This is a genomic window from Nocardia sp. SYP-A9097, from assembly GCF_009649815.1.
GTDB lineage: Bacteria > Actinomycetota > Actinomycetes > Mycobacteriales > Mycobacteriaceae > Nocardia.
This window is the reverse complement of the sequence record NZ_WJIC01000002.1, coordinates 726,915-743,617: the sequence shown is the minus strand read 5'-3', so window position 1 is coordinate 743,617 and position 16,703 is coordinate 726,915. Positions and strand designations below refer to the sequence as shown.

Below are 16,703 nucleotides of genomic sequence, written 5' to 3'. Positions count from 1 at the left end.
TCGTGACCGGCTGGCGCGGGGACGGCCCCGCAGGTGAGAGCGGGTGATGGCGATGGATTTGGATACGGTTCGGGAACTGGTGGTGGCCCGCGACCGGGCCGATCTGGATGGGCTGGGGGAGGGGACGGCCATATTGGCCGGGGGGACCTGGCTGTACTCCGAACCGCAGCAGCGGGTGCGGCGGCTGATCGATATCACCGAACTCGGCTGGACCGCGCTCACCATTGACAATGCAGGGCTGGAAATCGCCGCCACCTGCACACTCGCCGAATTGGCGGCGGGGGAATACCCGGCCGCGTGGAATGCGACGCGGCTGTTCGCGCAGGGGTGCGGGGCACTGGTCGCCTCGCACAAGATACGGCGGACCGCGACCGTGGGCGGGAATATCTGCCTGGCCCTGCCCGCGGGCGCGGTGCTGGCGGCCTTGACGGCGCTGGGCGGCTTCGGACTGGTGTGGGGGCCGCGCGGAGATCAGTGGATTCCCCTGTCGCACTTCGTGACCGGAGCGGGGGAGACGGTGCTGCTGCCCGGGGAGGTACTGCGGGCCGTACGGATTCCGGAGTCGAATCTGAGCTCGCGCACCGCATTCCGCAAGATCTCGCTCGCGCCACTGGGGCGTTCGGGGTCCGTCGTCATGGGGCGGCTCGATGCGGACGGCGGCTGCGTGATCACCATCAGTGCCGCCACCACACGACCCACGGTGCTGGAATTCAGCTCGCTACCGAGTGTTGGCGAACTATCGGCAATCGTGCTGGGACTGGATCCCGGCGTCTGGTACGACGACCCGCACGGCGCCCCCGACTGGCGCCGGCACGTGAGCGGGGTGCTCGCCGCCGAGATCGCCAGGGAACTGGCGGGAGGACGGTCATGAAATTTCGCGTCGACGGTGAAACCGTCGAAACCCCCACGCGCCCAGGGCAATGCCTGCGCACCCTACTGCGCGAGACCGGCCACCAAGCTCCGAAGAAGGGCTGCGACGCCGGAGACTGCGGCGCATGCACCGTACTGGTCGACGGCGCCGCCATCCACTCCTGCGTCTACCCGGCCCACCGCGCCGCGGACCGCACCATCACCACCGCCGCCGGGCTCGGCACGCCCGCGGATCCGACGCCGATACAGCGGCGGTTCGTCGACAATGCCGCGTTCCAATGCGGCTTCTGCACCGCCGGAATGATCGTCACCGCCACCGAACTGGAGCGCACCGGCGAACTCGATCCGGCCGCCCTGCCCGAAAACCTCAAAGGCAATCTCTGCCGCTGCACCGGCTACCGCGCCATCACCGAGGCCCTCACCGACTCGTGTTCGAATGGCTCGGCGGACGCGCCCGGAGCACGCTGCGGCGGTGCGGGCGCCGGAGTCGGCGCACTCGCCGGAGACCGCATCGTCCGAGGCGCGGAGCCGTTCACCATGGATATCGGTATGGCCGAACAGGATCCGGGGAAGCTGCCACCGGAAGGGATATTGCATCTGGAAGTGGCGCGCAGCCCGCACGCACACGCACGGATCATCGCGATCGAAACCGCTGCGGCAGCGGCGATCCCGGGTGTGCGGGCGATACTGACCTACGAGGACGCACCGGAACAGCTGTATTCGACAGCGCGCCACCAGATCCGGGAGGACGATCCGGACGACACACTCATCCTCGATCGGGTGGTGCGGTTCAAAGGCCAGCGCGTGGCCGCCGTGGTAGCCGATTCGCTCGCCGCCGCCCGGGCGGGCTGCCGGGCGCTCGTCATCGAATATGAGCTCCTGCCGGCGGTTTTCGACCCGCAAGAGGCGCTCGCGGCAGGCGCGCCGCTACTGCACGCGGACAAACCCACCGAATCCCGAATCGCCGATGCCGGGCGCAATGTGGTCGCCGAGGTGCACGGCCGGGTCGGCGATGTCACCGCCGGGCTCAGCGCCGCCGTCGAAGTGGTGCAGGGGGTCTGGGAGACACATCGGGTACAGCACGTGCACCTGGAAACCCACGGCAGCATCGGCTGGCTGGACGCCGACGGCCGCCTCGTATTGCGCACCAGCACCCAGGTCCCATTCCTGGTGCGTAATGAAGTGTGCCGCCTGTTCGGCCTGGACCACGACGTCGTGCGGGTATTCGCCGCGCGCGTCGGCGGCGGATTCGGCGGCAAACAGGAGATGTTCACCGAAGACCTGGTCGCCCTCGCAGTACTGCGCACCGGACTACCGGTGCAATACGAGCTCACCCGAACCGACGAATTCCTGACCACCTGTAGACATCCCATGCGTGTACAGGTCACCGCCGGGGCCGACGCCGACGGCAGGCTCACCGCACTCGCGGTCGATGTGCTCGTCGATGCCGGCGCCTACGGAAACCACAGTGCCGGAGTGCTTTTCCACGGTGTCGGCGAATCCGTCGCCATCTATCGCTGCGCGCACAAACGCGTCGACGGCCGCGCGGTGTACACCAATAACGTGCCCTCGGGCGCCTTCCGCGGCTACGGCCTGGGCCAGGTGATGTTCGGCGTCGAATCCGCCCTCGACGAACTCGCACGGCGAATCGGCCTGGACCCCTTCGAATTCCGCCGCCGCAATGTGGTGCGCCCCGGCGATGAACTCATCGGCGGCGCCGGGCATGCCGAACCCGACCTCACCATTGTCAGCTACGGCCTCGACCAGTGCCTGGACCTCGCCGAACAGGCCCTGCGCCGCGGCAATGGCGTGACCGCGCCCGGCCCGGACTGGCTGATCGGCGAGGGTATGGCCCCCGCCATGATCGCGACCGTCCCGCCGCGCGGCCACAGCGCGACCGCGCATGCCACCCTGCTGGCCGACGGAACCATCGAATTACGGGTGGGTACAGCGGAATTCGGCAATGGAACCACCACCGTGCATGCCCAGATCGCCGCCACCGTGCTGGGCACCGACTCCGGGCAGGTCACCGTCAAGCATGCCGATACCGATGTAACCGCCCACGACACAGGTGCTTTCGGGTCAACCGGCATCACGGTCGGAGGTAGAGCCACGCATGCGGCCTGTGAAGAACTCCGTACCCTCGTGCTGCGCCGGGCGGTCGCCCGCACCGGTCTGCCCGCCACCCTGCACACCCTCGAACCCGGCGGCGTGCGCGTCCAAGGCCGATTACTCACCGCCGCACAACTTGTCGCCGACGGCGAACTCACCGCCACCGCCACCCACGACGGCACACCCCGCTCGGTCGCCTTCAATGTGCACGCCTTCCGGGTCGCGGTACACCCGAACACCGGTGAAATCCGCATCCTGCAATCGGTGCAGGCCGCCGACGCGGGCACGGTACTCAACCCCGTCCAATGTCGCGGTCAGGTGGAAGGCGGTGTGGCCCAGGCCATCGGCAGCGCCCTCTACGAGAACATCCACACTCACGATGGCGACGTGACGACGAAAACCCTTCGCCATTACCATATTCCGCAATTCTCGGATATCCCGCCCACCGAGGCCCTGTTTGCCGAAACCGCCGATCCGCTGGGCCCGCTCGGCGCGAAATCCATGAGCGAATCCCCCTACAACCCGGTCGCCCCGGCCCTGGCCAATGCCGTCCGCGACGCCATAGGCGTTCGCCCGCACCGGCTTCCGATGAGCGCTGATCGCGTCTGGCGTCTGCTCCAGGACACACCTGCGCAGGTTGTGAACCTGTCGTCCGGAAGGTGACAGCACGACCGCGGCCCCGCACCTCAGGTGCGGGGCCGCCGGAATTCCGGTAGGTCAGAACAGTGCGATAGCGATGCCGAGGGCGGCCAGGGCGATGCCCTGCAAGCCGACCCGGTACGGCAGGATGCTGTCCCACTTATCCTGCAGCGCACGGGCATTCGCGGGGATCACACCGGACTTGGCGGCCGCGGTCTGTGCGGTATTGACCGGCTTGGCGACCCGGACATAGAAGCCGAGCCAGCTCACCAGGGCGATGACCGCGACCCCCGCCGCGACAGCCGCGCCGATATGGCCGCCGGCCACGGCGACCACGGTGGTCAGCACCGCGGTGATGATGCCGCCCGCACCGAAGATCGGCATCCGCTTATCGCCGTAGTAATGCCCCCAGCCGGCGGCGATCGTCACGGCGGCGTCATCGAGGTGCTTGTTGACCGATCGGGTGATGGCGGTGGCGCAGATATCGGTGCCGTAGACCGCGCCATTGGCGAGAACGGCGAGGATGGCGAGGATCTGGCCGGTGGTGGTGAGCATTTCGGTGCCTCTTCCGATTGAAATCTAGCATCGCTAGGAACTGAAGCAACCATAACAGTGGCGCTACTAGCTTGTCTAGCGTTGCTAGATTTCAATCCGGAAAGCCGCTCCGATCAGCCGAAGAGATTGCGCACGAACGGAACCGAGTCCACCAGCGAGGCATTCACCGTGCCATCGTGATTGGTCGGATACGTGTGCAGCGCGACCGGCTGGCCGTTCGCCTGCAGCTTGGCCGCGAACGTCAGCGTCGCCGGGGTGATCACATCGGTGTCCAACAGCCCCTGGCCCATGAAAAGTGGCTTGTCATAACCCGATTCGGGCAGCCCCATCACCCGCGTGAGCACACCCTGCAAATCCGGAAGCTGCGCCAGCGGACGCGCGAACAGGTCGCCGACCACCACATTGTTCGCGGTCAACTCCTCACCGAGCGAGTCCAGGCACGAGGTATTGGCATGGTCCAGCCAGTACCGCCCCGAATCATTGAGATACGACTCGATATTCAGGTCCGGATACGTCGTACGCAGGCCGTTCAGGATGTACAGCACATACCCGGTGGTGTGCGCGGGCAGCTTGATCGGCGGCACGCCCGGCCCCAGCGGCAGCATGATGTCCTCGATATACGCCGGTACGCCCGTTCCGACCGCGCCCCGGTAATCGAGTCCCGGTCCGCCGAATTCGGTCGCGTAGCGCGCGGTGAAGACCGCCGCACCACCACCCTGCGACTGGCCGACCACCACCCACTTATGCGACAGCGAGGAGTAATGGCCGGTCGCGGCCTTGACCGCGTCCACGACGTTATGTGCCTCGACCGTGCCATTGAGGTACGGATGATCGCCCGGCGTCCCCAATCCGGCATAGTCGGCGGCCACGATCGCGTACCCCTGCTTCAGCCACGTTCCCAGGTAGGCCCAGTCCCGTTCGCGCGCAGCCGGTCCGGCGATCGAGTACGCGCAGTCGTCACCCAGTCCCACGGTGCCGTGCGCCCAGGCGATGACCGGCCAGCCGCCTGTGGGCGCCTCACCGGGCGGGAAGTAAACCGCGGCACTGGTGGTTGTGGGCTGGTCGTTCGCGGTGGTGCTGCCGTAGAGAATTCGCTCCCCCCGCGCCGATCCGGGCAGGGTCGCGGCCGGTGCGAGCGGCTCGGCCGAGCTCACCGTGCCGATCTCGGCGGCGGGCTCGGCGGTGGCGCTCGGAGCGCTGACCAGTGCCGCGATCGAGGTGGCCGCCAGGGCCGTGGTGCACAGCCATCGTTTCCGCATCGGTGTCTCCTTAGGTTCTCTGACGTCGCACCTACGCTGGACGTGTGCCCAGATTAGGGCCTTTTCGGTACCCCGGGTGGTCCGTGCCACATCGACCAAGATCACAATCCCTTGTGAAGGTGCTCACAGCTCGCCGGACATCGGCGCGTCGCGTGCCGGTGGCCGTCGTCACCCAAACAGTACGGGCGTTATGCAAAACTGCACGTCAGAGCTACCCGCAAGTAGAAACCCCGGCTGCTATTAACAGGCAAATTTCGCAGGGTTAGCAAAACCCCCGCGAAAGCTAGCCGCGATTCACACTTGCAACAGGTAGACGGACATTTTTTCCTGTGCCATCGTGTGGAAGTACACCTCGCGGGCATAGCAAGCCTGCAAATTGCCGCTCCAGCAGTGTTCGAAACTCGTAAGAGGGACTGGACCGTGGGGCACCCGAGACCGAACGAAGAAGTGGAGTCAGAGATGTCGACCATCGGCACCCCGAAGACCGCTGCGGAGATCCAGCAGGACTGGGACACCAATCCCCGCTGGAAGGGCGTCACCCGCAACTACACCGCCGAGCAGGTTTCCAAGCTGCAGGGCACCGTCGTCGAAGAGGCCACCCTGGCTCGTCGCGGCTCGGAGATCCTCTGGGACCTCGTCAACAACGAGGACTACATCAACTCCCTCGGCGCCCTCACCGGCAACATGGCGGTCCAGCAGGTCCGCGCCGGCCTGAAGGCCATCTACCTGTCCGGTTGGCAGGTCGCCGGTGACGCGAACCTGTCCGGCCACACCTACCCGGACCAGTCGCTGTACCCGGCCAACTCGGTTCCGGCCGTGGTCCGCCGCATCAACAACGCGCTGCTGCGCGCCGACGAGATCGCCAAGGTCGAAGGCGACACCTCCGTCAGCAACTGGCTCGCCCCCATCGTCGCCGACGCCGAAGCCGGCTTCGGTGGCGCGCTGAACGCCTACGAGCTGCAGAAGGCCATGATCGCGGCCGGCGCCGCGGGCGTGCACTGGGAAGACCAGCTCGCCTCGGAGAAGAAGTGCGGCCACCTCGGTGGCAAGGTGCTGATCCCCACCCAGCAGCACATCCGCACCCTGACCTCCGCGCGTCTCGCCTCCGATGTCGCCGAGGTCCCCTCGGTCATCATCGCCCGCACCGACGCCGAGGCCGCCACCCTGCTCACCACCGATGTGGACGAGCGCGACCGCGAGTTCCTCGATGGCACCCGTACCGCCGAGGGCTTCTTCGGTGTGAAGAACGGCATCGAGCCCTGCATCGCGCGTGCCAAGGCCTACGCCCCCTACGCCGACCTCATCTGGATGGAGACCGGCGTGCCGGACCTCGAGGTCGCGCGCAAGTTCGCCGAGTCGGTTCGCAGCGAGTTCCCGGACCAGCTGCTGGCCTACAACTGCTCGCCTTCGTTCAACTGGAAGGCGCACTTGGACGACGCGACCATCGCGAAGTTCCAGCGTGAGCTCGGCGCCATGGGCTTCAAGTTCCAGTTCATCACCTTGGCCGGCTTCCACTCGCTGAACTACGGCATGTTCGACCTGGCCTACGGCTACGCCCGCGAGGGCATGACCGCCTTCGTCGACCTGCAGGAGCGCGAGTTCAAGGCCGCCGCCGAGCGTGGCTTCACCGCCATCAAGCACCAGCGTGAGGTCGGTGCCGGCTACTTCGACACCATCGCCACCACCGTGGACCCGAACACCTCGACGGCTGCCCTGAAGGGCTCCACCGAAGAGGGCCAGTTCCACTGAGAAGCACCCGCGGCCCGTTATTGCGTTGAGTGACAACGGGTTTCGAGTACTCACCCCGGGGCGGCAGTAGCATCACACCGCCCGCCGCCCCGGGTACTCGAACCCGTCGAGGGGAACGTGAGTTCCCCTCGACGGTGTTCACCCTCCCTTCCCGTCGACAGCCCCGGCGGGGAGGGTTTTTTCCTATAGCTTTGATTTCGAGACTTACCCCGAAGGCGCTCGGCGACACCGAGCCGGCACACCTTCGTACACAGCCCCCAAACGACAGCAGGAGTGGGACGTGAGCAGCAGCGAGAAGATTCAGCGCGTCGGCATCATCGGTGCCGGACAGATGGGCGCGGGCATCGCCGAGGTCTGTGCCCGGGCACATGTCGATGTGCTCGTGTTCGAGCAGACTCGTGAGCTCGCCGCCGCCGGTCGTGCCCGCATCCTGCGGTCGCTGGACCGCGCGGTCTCCAGCGGCAAGATCTCCGAGCGCGAGCGGGAGCAGACCGCCTGGCGGCTGCGCTTCACCTCCGATCTCGCCGACTTCGCGGACCGTCAACTGGTCGTCGAGGCCGTGCTGGAGAACGAAGATGTGAAGACCGCCATCTTCTCCGAGCTCGACAAGGTCGTCACCGACCCGAACGCGGTGCTCGCGTCCAACACCTCCTCCATCCCGATCATGAAGATCGCCGTGGCCACCAACAACCCCGAGCGGGTTGTCGGCATGCACTTCTTCAACCCGGTGCCGGTGCTGCCGCTGGTCGAGCTGGTCACCACGCTCAAGACCACCGAGGCCGTCTCCCAGCGCGCCGAGCAGTTCGCCTCCGATGTACTCGGCAAGCAGGTCGTGCGCTCCGCCGACCGCTCCGGCTTCGTCGTCAACGCACTGTTGGTGCCGTACCTGCTCTCGGCCATCCGCATGGTCGAATCCGGTTTCGCCACCAAGGAAGACGTCGACAAGGCCATGGTGCTGGGCTGCGCCCACCCGATGGGCCCACTCGCCCTCACCGACCTGGTCGGCCTCGACACCGTGAAGTCCATCGCCGACTCCATGTACGCCGAGTTCAAGGAGCCGCTGTACTCCGCCCCGCCGCTGCTGATGCGCATGGTCGAAGCGGGGCTGCTGGGCAAGAAGACGGGCACCGGCTTCTACCAGTACAACCGGTAGCGACTGGCACTCGGGTACACATCGGCTGCGCCCATCAGGGGCTTAAGCTGCAAATAAGGGCTGGTGACACCGGCCAGCCCACTCGGGGTGGACTCGAGTCCACTCCAATCAGGGCGCAAACTGTGCGGCGTCAACCTTCCGTGGTGGGCGCCGCACAGGTGACTTAAGGAGGAGTGGCGCGCTCATGGCCAATGTCACCGACGGCTTCGGATCGAGCATCCTGGGCTATCCCCGTATCGGACTGCATCGGGAACTCAAGCGTGCTCTCGAGTCGTATTGGCACGGAACGCTTTCCCGGGACGAACTGCTCGAGGTCGGGCGTGAGATCCAGGAGACGCAGTACCTGGAGCTCGCCGCCACGGGCCTGACGCAGGTGCCCGGCAACACCTTCTCCTTCTACGACCACATTCTCGACAACGCACTGCTTTTCGGTGCGGTGCCGAAGCGGTTCGAACCGCATCGGGAGGGCTTGGACCCGCTCGACTTCTACTTCCTGATGGCGCGCGGGCGGCCCGATCTGCCGCCGCTGGAGCTGGTGCGTTTCTTCAATACGCCGTACCACTATCGGCAGCCCGAACTCGACGCCGATACCGAATTCTCTTTGCACCCTGAGGCTTTGCTCGACGAGTTCGATCGCGCCAAGGCCGCGGGCATCGAATTGCGGCCCGTCGTACTCGGCCCGCTGTCGCTGCTGCTGCTGTCCAAGACCGGTCATGTGCCCGGCGAGACCGAGTTCGACAAGCTGGTGCTGCTGGACAAGCTGCTGCCGGTCTACGAGGAACTCTTCGAGCTGCTCGCCAAGCGCGGCGCAACCTGCGTGCAGCTGGACGAGCCCTGCTTCACCAGCGACCGTTCGCCCTCCACCATCGAGGTGTTCGAGCAGGCGTACCACCGGCTGTCGAAGGCTTCGCTGCGCCCGCGACTGCTCGTCACCGGACAGTACGGCGACTTCGGTGCGGCCCTGGAAGCGTTGGCGCGCACCAAGGTCGAGGCCATCGGCCTCGATCTGGCCAACCACCGCATCCGCCCCGAAGACCTGGCGAAGATCCCGGGTATCAGCCGTAAACGGCTGTACGCGGGCGTCATCAGCGGCACCAATGTGTGGCGCGCCGACCGCGTGGTGGCCCTGGAGTACCTGAACGAGCTCGCCAAGGTCTGCCCGGACATGGTGGTCTCCACCGGTGCGACCCTGCTGCACGTGCCCTACGACCTGCTCGTGGAGTACGAGTTGGAGGAGCACGTCGCCGACCGCCTCGCCTTCGCGAAACAGAAGGTGCTGGAAGTGGTTTCGCTCGCCAAGGCGCTCACCGAGGGTCCCTCGGAGAAGTGGCGCAAGCGGCCCACCTCGGTGCACTTCAAGCAGAAACACGCTGTGCGGCAACGGGTTTACAATGTCACCCCGGAAATGCGCGAACGCGCGCCGTACGCGGAACGGCGAATCGCGCAGCAGGCCAAGCTGAATCTGCCGCTGGTGCCCGCCACCACGCTCGGCTCCTTCCCGCAGACCAATGCCGTGCGGCAGGCCCGCTACGACCTGGGCCAGGGCCGGCTCTCCTACGACGACTACCGCAAGCGCATCGAAGCCGAGATCGAAGCCACCATTCGACTACAGGAGGACATCGGCCTCGATGTCTTCGTGCACGGCGAGCACGAACGCAATGACATGATCCAGTACTTCGCGGAGCTCCTGGACGGCTTCGCCACCACCCACTTCGGCTGGGTGCAGGTGTACGGATCCCGTTGTGTGCGACCGCCGGTGCTGTACGGCGACGTGTCCCGCCCCGCCGCCATGTCGGTGGACTGGATCACCTACGCGCAGTCACTCACCGACAAGCCGGTCAAGGGTATGGTCACCGGCCCGGTCACCATGCTCGCGCGCTCCTTCGTGCGCCAGGACCAGCCGCTGTTCGAGACCGCCGACCAAGTGGCACTTGCCATTCGGGACGAAGTGGTGGATCTGGAGCGGGCCGGTATCGTCATCATCCAGGTGGACGAGCCGTCGATCCGCGAACTGCTGCCGCTGCGGGCCAAGGGTCGCTCCGAATACCTGCGCTGGGCGGTCGGCGCGTTCAAACTCGCCACCTCCGGTGTGCTGCCGGAGACCCAGATCCACACGCACATCGGCTATTCCAGCCGCGGTGACGTGGTGCAGGCCATCGAGGAACTCGATGCCGATGTGACGGCGATCGTCGCCACCCGCTCCATCGAATGGGTGCTCAAGGCCCTGGAGGAGGACAATGCCGAGGGGCGCGGTCTCACCCACGGTGTCGGCCCGGGCGTGTACGAATCCCGTTCGGCCCGCATCCCGGATATCGACGAACTGGACCACGCCCTCACCGCCGCGGCCGAAGCCGTGACACCGCAACGCCTGTGGGCCAATCCGGACGGTGGTCTCAAGACCCGGCACCACTGGCAGCTGGACCCGTCCCTGCGCAATATGGTCGCGGCCGCCCGCCGTGTCCGCCGCCGGGCCATTGCCGCGGAAGGCGAAGCGGCGAAATAGTTCTCGTTCACGAACCTGTCACGAAGATGGAATTAGCCTGCGGGCAAGGTTCTTTCGAGACAGGAGACGCAGATGGATCCGACGGGTAAAGGTGATCAGCCGGAGCCGGTGGAGGGCTTCAAGCAGTTCAATGAAAGCGCCGAGAACAAGGCCGATCAGGAACATCCTGATCAGCCTTGGAAGAGTTCGCGCTAGTCGCGCACCCCACACCCGTCGCTCCCCGGCCGCGCCCGCCGCGCCCGATACCCTGTGGGCCGAGGTTGATTCGAGATAGGAGTTCGACGGTGGGTCTGTTCGACAATCTGAAGGACGCGGCGGGCAAGGCAGCCGAGCTGGCGAGCGAGCACGCGGACAAGCTGGATCCGCTGGTCGACAAGGTCGGCGACCTGGTGGACGACCGCACCGAGGGCAAGTACGCCGAGCATGTCGACAAGGCGCAGGACGCCGCCAAGAAGGCGCTGCACGAGCAGGCCGAGAAGTAGTAGTGGCCGGTCCCGCGCCACGGTGCGCGGGACTTTCGGCCGGGCAGTGACGGACGCGCTCGACGCTGAGCTGCCGACGGCGGCAATGCCATCGGTATTCGCTACTGCCGCGGCATGATTCGCGGTATCACGGCGGTGGATGGCTGCGCTGCCATCGGGGTGGGTGGTCGTTACCAGCCGTGATGACCGTTGTCGTGGTTGTTGTGCTCACGCTCGTAGCGGTCGCGGTAGTGGCCCCAGCAGTAGTTCCAGTCGAAGCCGCGGCTGTCGCGATCGCAGTACCAGTGGTAGTCGTCGCGGTCGTAATTGGCTGCGGCGGTACCGGTTTCGGCGGGCAGAGCCGATGCGATGCCCGCGCCGAACGGGAGAATGAACAGGGTGGCCGCCAGAGCGGTGGTGATGCGCTTCGCGGTGGTGGTCATGTGATCGGCTCCTCTTGCTGGTTCCGGGAGGTGTTTCCCGATGTATGCAATAGTGCTGACCTGCGGCGGACTTCTCTGTCACCGCATATGCGCTGCAAGTGTGTCCGTGCCGACACTTCCGCGCCGCCGCTTCAACGGTGGTCGGCGACCTTCCACAGCCGCACCGTGTTGTCGGCACTGCCGGTCGCCAGGAGCGTGCCATCCGGGCTGAACGCCACCGAGTGCACCGGACCGCTGTGCCCCGTCATCGGATTGCCGATCGGGGCGCGAGTCGTGTTGTCCCACAGACGAGCCGTTCCATCCCGGCTACTGCTCGCCATGAGTGTGCCGTCCGGGCTGAAGGCCACGGCCAGCACCGGCTCGCTGTGCCCGCTCAGCGGTTCTCCGGAGGCGGCGCGAGTATTGGTGTCCCACAGGCGAATCGACGCATCATCACCGGCGGTCGCCAGCAGCACCCCCGCCGGATGGAAGGCCAGCGTGCGCACCGCGCTATTGTGCCCGAACAGTGCCGCCCCCGACGCGAGCCCGGTCATGCCGTTCCACAGCCTCGCGGTGGTGTCCTGACTGCCCGTACCCACCAGCGTGCCTCTCGGATGGAAACCCACGGCTCGCACCGCGCCCGAATGCCCGGTCATGGTGGCCCCGGCGGGTTGCCGCGTACGCACATTCCACAGCTGTGCCGTGGTGTCGTCGCTACCGGTGACCAGTAGCGACCCATCCGGGTGAAAGGCTATGCCGCGCACCGCATTCGTGTGCTAGGTCAGTGGAGTGCCGACGGGCTGGCGCGTACGCGCATCCCACAGCCGGGCGGTATTGTCCTCACTTCCGGTGGCGAGCAGACTCCCGTCGGCTGAACGCGACCGCGCGAATCACCTTGCTGTGCCCGGTGAGCGGATCACCGTCCTGCTTGCCGGTGCGCACATCGAACAATCGCGTCGTATTGTCCTTCCCGCCGACGGCCAGCCGCGCGCCGTCGGGGCTGAACGCCAGTGTCAGCACCTGCGATGGCAGCGTGAGTTCGGTTGGCCCCGTGGGTGTTCGCGTTCCAGTCGCGGTGGCTGCGGAGTTTCGCTCCGGACGGTTCAGCGCCACTCCGCCGGCCGTGGCCGCCGCACCGGCGGCGGCCACCGCGCCACCGCGCCACCGATCAATATCCACCGCCGGGTGAAGCGGCGCGGGCGTACCGCGTGCTCCGGCCCGCCACCCCGGCGCGCGTTCGGATCATGCGGGGAGAGAGCCGTTTCCGCTTCTTCGCCCTGCCACACCGGGGACGGTCCGGCGGCCATTCGGCGGCCGCCGTCGATCGGGAAGTGCGGGCCCGCAACGGTTTCGCCGGAGCGGTCGACCGCGTCACGGGCGGCCGCGGCGAAGCCGGCGCAGTCGGGGAAGCGATTCTCGGGGCGTTTGGCCAGGGCGGTCGCCAGTACGGCGTCGAGTCCAGCGGGGAGGTCCGGCCGGTATTGGCGGAGCGGGGGCGGTGGTGCGTGCAGATGTGCGGCGATCACCGCCGCGTCATCGGTGCGCGGGTACGGCGGTTCGCCGGTCAGCAGTTTGAACAGGGTGCAGGCCAGCGAATACTGGTCGGCGCGGTAGTCGACCGGCCCGCCGCCGAAGCGTTCCGGCGCGGCATAGGCGAGGGTGGCGCTGACCCGGGAGTTGGTTTCGGCATCCTCGATGCTGCGGGCGATACCGAAATCGGTGACCACGGTACGTTCGAGACCGCCGATTCCCCTCTCCACCAACAGGTTCGCGGGTTTGATATCGCGGTTCAGCTGTTTTCCGGGGCCGGTCCCTTCTTCCCGGATCCGATTCGGCCGAGTCGCTCGGACAGGGGTTTACGCGGCCGCGGCGCGGGCGGATCGGCCGGGGCCTCCACCTCGTAGCGGCGGATGTACGCGCCGATGAACGCCTGCGCGGTAGCGGTGACGGGTATGGCCAGCAGTGCCCCTGTAGCCCCGAACAGTGCCGCTCCCGCCAGCACCGCACCGAAGGCCACCGCCGGATGCATATCCAAAGTCGTTGCGGTGATACGAGGTTGGAGAACGTAGTTCTCGAACTGCTGATACAGCACGATGAACCCGAGTATCCACAGCGCGGTCCGCGGACTGTGCCCGAGCGCCACCACCACGGGCAGCGCACCGGCCAGATAGGTGCCGACGGTCGGAATGAACTGCGAGACAACACCGACCCACAGCGCCAGCGCGATCGCGGACGGAATATCCAGAATCCGCATGGCCACGAAGTGCGCGAGCGTCGAGCAGAGTGCCAGCAGCGCACGGGAATACAGGTAGCCGCCGGTCTTCTCGACCGCGATATCCCAGGCGCGCAGCACATGTCGCTGCCGTCGCGGCGGCAGCACCGAGCACACCGCGGTGCGGAAGCGCGGCCCGTCGGCGGCGAAGTAGTAGGTGAAGAGCAGTACGCCCAGCGCCTGGAACAGCACTCCGATGGCGGTGGTGCCGATACCCCACACGTCACCGGCCAGCCCGACCAGCCAGGATTCCAGCCGGGAGCTCAATTGCGAGGCCCGCTCGGTGATATCCGCGCCGGAAAGATCGGTGTGGAAGGTGCGATTGACCCAGGCCACCGCGTCCTCGGTGGTGTGCGGAGCGTTCTTGACCAGCGCGGTGACCTGATCGACCACCAGATCGCCCATCGCCCAGACGAATCCGACCACCGCGGCCAGCGCCAGCAGGAATACCGCGCCGGTCGCCGGGCCGCGCTTCCAGCCGCGCGCGGCCAGCCAGTTCACCGCCGGTTCGATGGCGAAGGCCAGGAACAGCGACACCACCAGCACGGTGAGCAGGCCCTGCAATTTCTGCAGGGACCAGAATGTGACGACGATTCCGGCCACCGTGGCCGCCGCCAGCAGGTAGGCGCGCGGCAGCCAGGCCGGAATCGTCACGGTCAGTGCTCGCGACGCGGTGTTCCGCTCGGGTATGTCGTTCTTCTCGGGCGCTGGGTCCGGCGCGCCGCCAACCTCTTCGGACACACCGCAAACCTAGCCGTGACGTACCGTTCCCGGTGGGACAAGGTGGGCACTGCGTGTTGCTCGCTACATGGTGGCGGTGTCGATGACGAAGCGGTAGCGCACATCGCTGGCCACGACCCGGTCGTACGCCTCGTCGATGCGGTCCGCCGCGATGACCTCGATCTCCGCGCCGATACCGTGTTCGGCGCAGAAGTTCAGCATCTCCTGGGTCTGCGCGATACCGCCGATCATGGATCCGGCCAGCGACCGCCGGTAGCTCGCGATGGTGAAAGGTTTGACGGTGAGCGGATTCTCGGGCAATCCGAGAATCACCAGGGTGCCGTCCAGCGCGAGCAGCCGCAGATAGCTGTCGATCGGCAGATCCGCCGATACGGTATTCAGGATCAGATCGAATGTGCCGCGCAGGTCGCGGAAGGTCTGCTTATCGCTGGTCGCGTAGTAGTGGTGCGCGCCGAAGCGCTCGCCATCGGCCTGCTTGCTCAGCGAATGGCTGAGCACGGTCACCTCCGCGCCCATGGCGGCGGCGATCTTCACCCCCACATGCCCGAGCCCGCCCATACCGATGATCGCGACCCGCTTGCCGGGGCCCGCGTTCCAGTGCCGCAGTGGCGAATACAGCGTGACGCCCGCGCACAGCAGCGGTGCGGCCTCGTCCAAGCCGATGCCCTCGGGAATGCCGACCACGAAGCCCTCGGTCACCACGACCCGCGTGGAGTAGCCGCCCATGGTGTACCCGCCGGGCGCGAGTTCGGTTGCGACGGTGGTGTTGTAGGTCATGGTCGCGCCGCGATCGCAGTACTGCTCCTCGCCGGCCAGGCACGGTCCGCAGACCCCACACGAATCGACCATGCAGCCCACGCCGACCCGATCGCCGACCCGATGCCGGGTGACCTCGGAGCCGACCGCGGCGACCAGGCCCGCGATCTCGTGACCGGGCACGCAGGGGTAGCGGGTGCCGCCCCATTCATCGCGCGCGGTGTGGATATCGGAGTGGCAGATGCCCGCGAATTTCACATCGATCAGCACATCGCGGGGGCCGAGTTCACGGCGCTCGATGGCGAGCTTCTCGAATCGGCCATCGGGCGCGGAAACGGCATAGGCGGCAGCGGTGCTCATGAATACATGCCTACCTGCGCACGTATGGATTCACCAAGGATTCGTCCGGAATATCACGTTCGGCGCGGCATACTCGGGACCGGCCGACCGGTCGGCATGCTGGGCGGGTGGCGATTCTGCTGGCACTGGTGTCGATGTGCTCGACCTTCATCGGCGGACTGGTCGCGGACCGCATCGGCGAGCGTAAACGCCTGGTCCTGGGTCTGGCAGCGGGCGTCATGCTGGGCGTGGTCGCCTTCGACCTGCTGCCCGAGGCGCTGGCGGCCGATACCCGTCTCACACTCGGCGTTCCGGTGCCGCTGCTGGCCGCGGTGGTCGGCTTCCTCACCGTGCACATCGTCGAGAGGACGGTGGCCCTGCACACCGGCCACGAGGACGAATTCGGTACGCACCACCACGATTTCGCCTCGGTCGGCCTGGCGGCGGCCTCCGGGCTGGTATTCCACAGCTTCCTCGACGGACTCGGTATCGGACTTAGTTTCCAGGTGGACGCGGCCATCGGCGCGGCCGTCGCCATCGCGGTCATCAGCCATGATTTCGCGGACGGGTTCAACACCTTCACCCTGACCACGCTCTACGGCAATGCGCGCAAACGCGGACTGGCCATGCTCGCGGCCGATGCCATCGCACCGGTGATCGGCGCGATCGTGGGCACCTTCCTCGACGTCCCGGACCGATTCGTGGGCATGTACCTAGGTTACTTCGCGGGCTTCCTGCTGTATCTGGCGACCGCCGACATCCTCCCGGAGGCGCATGCGGGTAAACCGGCCAAGGCGCCGCTGCTGTTCACCCTGCTCGGATTGGGTTTCATGCTGGGGATCGCGGCGCTGAGTCACTGAAACACATGAAGA

Annotated in this window: 16 protein-coding genes; 8 read left to right on the top strand and 8 right to left on the bottom strand. The window is 66.7% G+C overall.

Translation table 11 applies throughout. The annotated features are described in order from the left end of the window. Window positions 1-52 precede the first annotated feature (52 nt). Both GFY24_RS06945 and GFY24_RS06940 read left to right on the top strand, forming a co-directional pair. Window positions 53-871: a xanthine dehydrogenase family protein subunit M gene (locus GFY24_RS06945; RefSeq protein WP_153804251.1), complete on the top strand. Its 819-nt coding sequence runs from the start codon at window positions 53-55 to the stop codon at window positions 869-871. Continuing rightward, window positions 868-3,645: a molybdopterin-dependent oxidoreductase gene (locus GFY24_RS06940; RefSeq protein ID WP_153804059.1), complete on the top strand. Its 2,778-nt coding sequence runs from the start codon at window positions 868-870 to the stop codon at window positions 3,643-3,645. The genes GFY24_RS06945 and GFY24_RS06940 overlap by 4 nt, the downstream gene beginning before the upstream one ends. Before the next feature lie 54 nt (window positions 3,646-3,699). Here GFY24_RS06940 and GFY24_RS06935 read toward each other — a convergent pair whose 3' ends face one another. Together GFY24_RS06935 and GFY24_RS06930 are read right to left on the bottom strand one after the other, a co-directional pair. Next, window positions 3,700-4,176, bottom strand: coding sequence for a DUF1772 domain-containing protein (locus GFY24_RS06935; protein WP_153804058.1), 477 nt, complete (start codon window positions 4,174-4,176; stop codon window positions 3,700-3,702). Between the two features lie 113 nt (window positions 4,177-4,289). Continuing rightward, window positions 4,290-5,435 carry a lipase family protein gene (locus GFY24_RS06930; RefSeq protein WP_153804057.1) on the bottom strand — a complete coding sequence of 382 codons (1,146 nt, stop codon included), beginning with the start codon at window positions 5,433-5,435 and terminating at the stop codon, window positions 4,290-4,292. A 459-nt stretch (window positions 5,436-5,894) separates the two neighbouring features. Here GFY24_RS06930 and aceA point away from each other — a divergent pair, with 459 nt between their 5' ends. The 5 genes from aceA (at window position 5,895) to GFY24_RS06910 (ending at window position 11,322) form a co-directional block, all read left to right on the top strand. Further along, window positions 5,895-7,184 (top strand): isocitrate lyase, encoded by a 1,290-nt coding sequence (aceA, locus tag GFY24_RS06925; RefSeq protein ID WP_153804056.1) that lies wholly within the window; start codon window positions 5,895-5,897, stop codon window positions 7,182-7,184. A gap of 280 nt (window positions 7,185-7,464) precedes the next feature. Continuing rightward, window positions 7,465-8,337, top strand: coding sequence for a 3-hydroxybutyryl-CoA dehydrogenase (locus GFY24_RS06920; protein WP_309230549.1), 873 nt, complete (start codon window positions 7,465-7,467; stop codon window positions 8,335-8,337). A 184-nt stretch (window positions 8,338-8,521) separates the two neighbouring features. Further along, on the top strand, window positions 8,522-10,840 hold the full coding sequence (metE, locus tag GFY24_RS06915) for a 5-methyltetrahydropteroyltriglutamate--homocysteine S-methyltransferase (RefSeq protein ID WP_153804055.1): 2,319 nt from the start codon (window positions 8,522-8,524) through the stop codon (window positions 10,838-10,840). A gap of 72 nt (window positions 10,841-10,912) precedes the next feature. Beyond that, window positions 10,913-11,035, top strand: coding sequence for a hypothetical protein (locus GFY24_RS42850; RefSeq protein WP_255458611.1), 123 nt, complete (start codon window positions 10,913-10,915; stop codon window positions 11,033-11,035). 89 nt (window positions 11,036-11,124) lie between these two features. Continuing rightward, complete coding sequence (locus tag GFY24_RS06910) at window positions 11,125-11,322, top strand: antitoxin (protein ID WP_309230548.1); 198 nt, start codon at window positions 11,125-11,127, stop codon at window positions 11,320-11,322. A gap of 170 nt (window positions 11,323-11,492) precedes the next feature. On the opposite strand, the gene GFY24_RS06905 is transcribed toward GFY24_RS06910, so the two are convergent. The 6 genes from GFY24_RS06905 to GFY24_RS06880 all read right to left on the bottom strand — a co-directional run bounded on the left by GFY24_RS06905 (window position 11,493) and on the right by GFY24_RS06880 (window position 15,852). Next, entirely contained in the window at window positions 11,493-11,744 is a 252-nt protein-coding gene (locus GFY24_RS06905; RefSeq protein ID WP_153804054.1) for a hypothetical protein, read from the bottom strand. A gap of 131 nt (window positions 11,745-11,875) precedes the next feature. After that, window positions 11,876-12,487 carry a WD40 repeat domain-containing protein gene (locus tag GFY24_RS06900; RefSeq protein ID WP_153804053.1) on the bottom strand — a complete coding sequence of 204 codons (612 nt, stop codon included), beginning with the start codon at window positions 12,485-12,487 and terminating at the stop codon, window positions 11,876-11,878. 76 nt (window positions 12,488-12,563) lie between these two features. Further along, window positions 12,564-12,743 carry a WD40 repeat domain-containing protein gene (locus tag GFY24_RS06895; protein WP_375336006.1) on the bottom strand — a complete coding sequence of 60 codons (180 nt, stop codon included), beginning with the start codon at window positions 12,741-12,743 and terminating at the stop codon, window positions 12,564-12,566. Between the two features lie 83 nt (window positions 12,744-12,826). Beyond that, window positions 12,827-13,504, bottom strand: a complete 678-nt coding sequence (locus tag GFY24_RS06890) for a protein kinase (protein WP_309230570.1) — start codon at window positions 13,502-13,504, stop codon at window positions 12,827-12,829. A gap of 8 nt (window positions 13,505-13,512) precedes the next feature. After that, window positions 13,513-14,736: an AI-2E family transporter gene (locus GFY24_RS06885; RefSeq protein ID WP_309230547.1), complete on the bottom strand. Its 1,224-nt coding sequence runs from the start codon at window positions 14,734-14,736 to the stop codon at window positions 13,513-13,515. A gap of 63 nt (window positions 14,737-14,799) precedes the next feature. Continuing rightward, the gene (locus GFY24_RS06880; protein WP_153804050.1) at window positions 14,800-15,852 is read right to left on the bottom strand and encodes an NAD(P)-dependent alcohol dehydrogenase; all 1,053 of its coding nucleotides are present in this window, start codon (window positions 15,850-15,852) and stop codon (window positions 14,800-14,802) included. 107 nt (window positions 15,853-15,959) lie between these two features. Between GFY24_RS06880 and GFY24_RS06875 the strand changes: the two genes are divergently transcribed. Next, a complete protein-coding gene (locus GFY24_RS06875; RefSeq protein ID WP_309230546.1) occupies window positions 15,960-16,691 on the top strand; it encodes a ZIP family metal transporter in 732 nt (243 codons plus the stop codon). The last annotated feature ends 12 nt before the right edge of the window (window positions 16,692-16,703 follow it).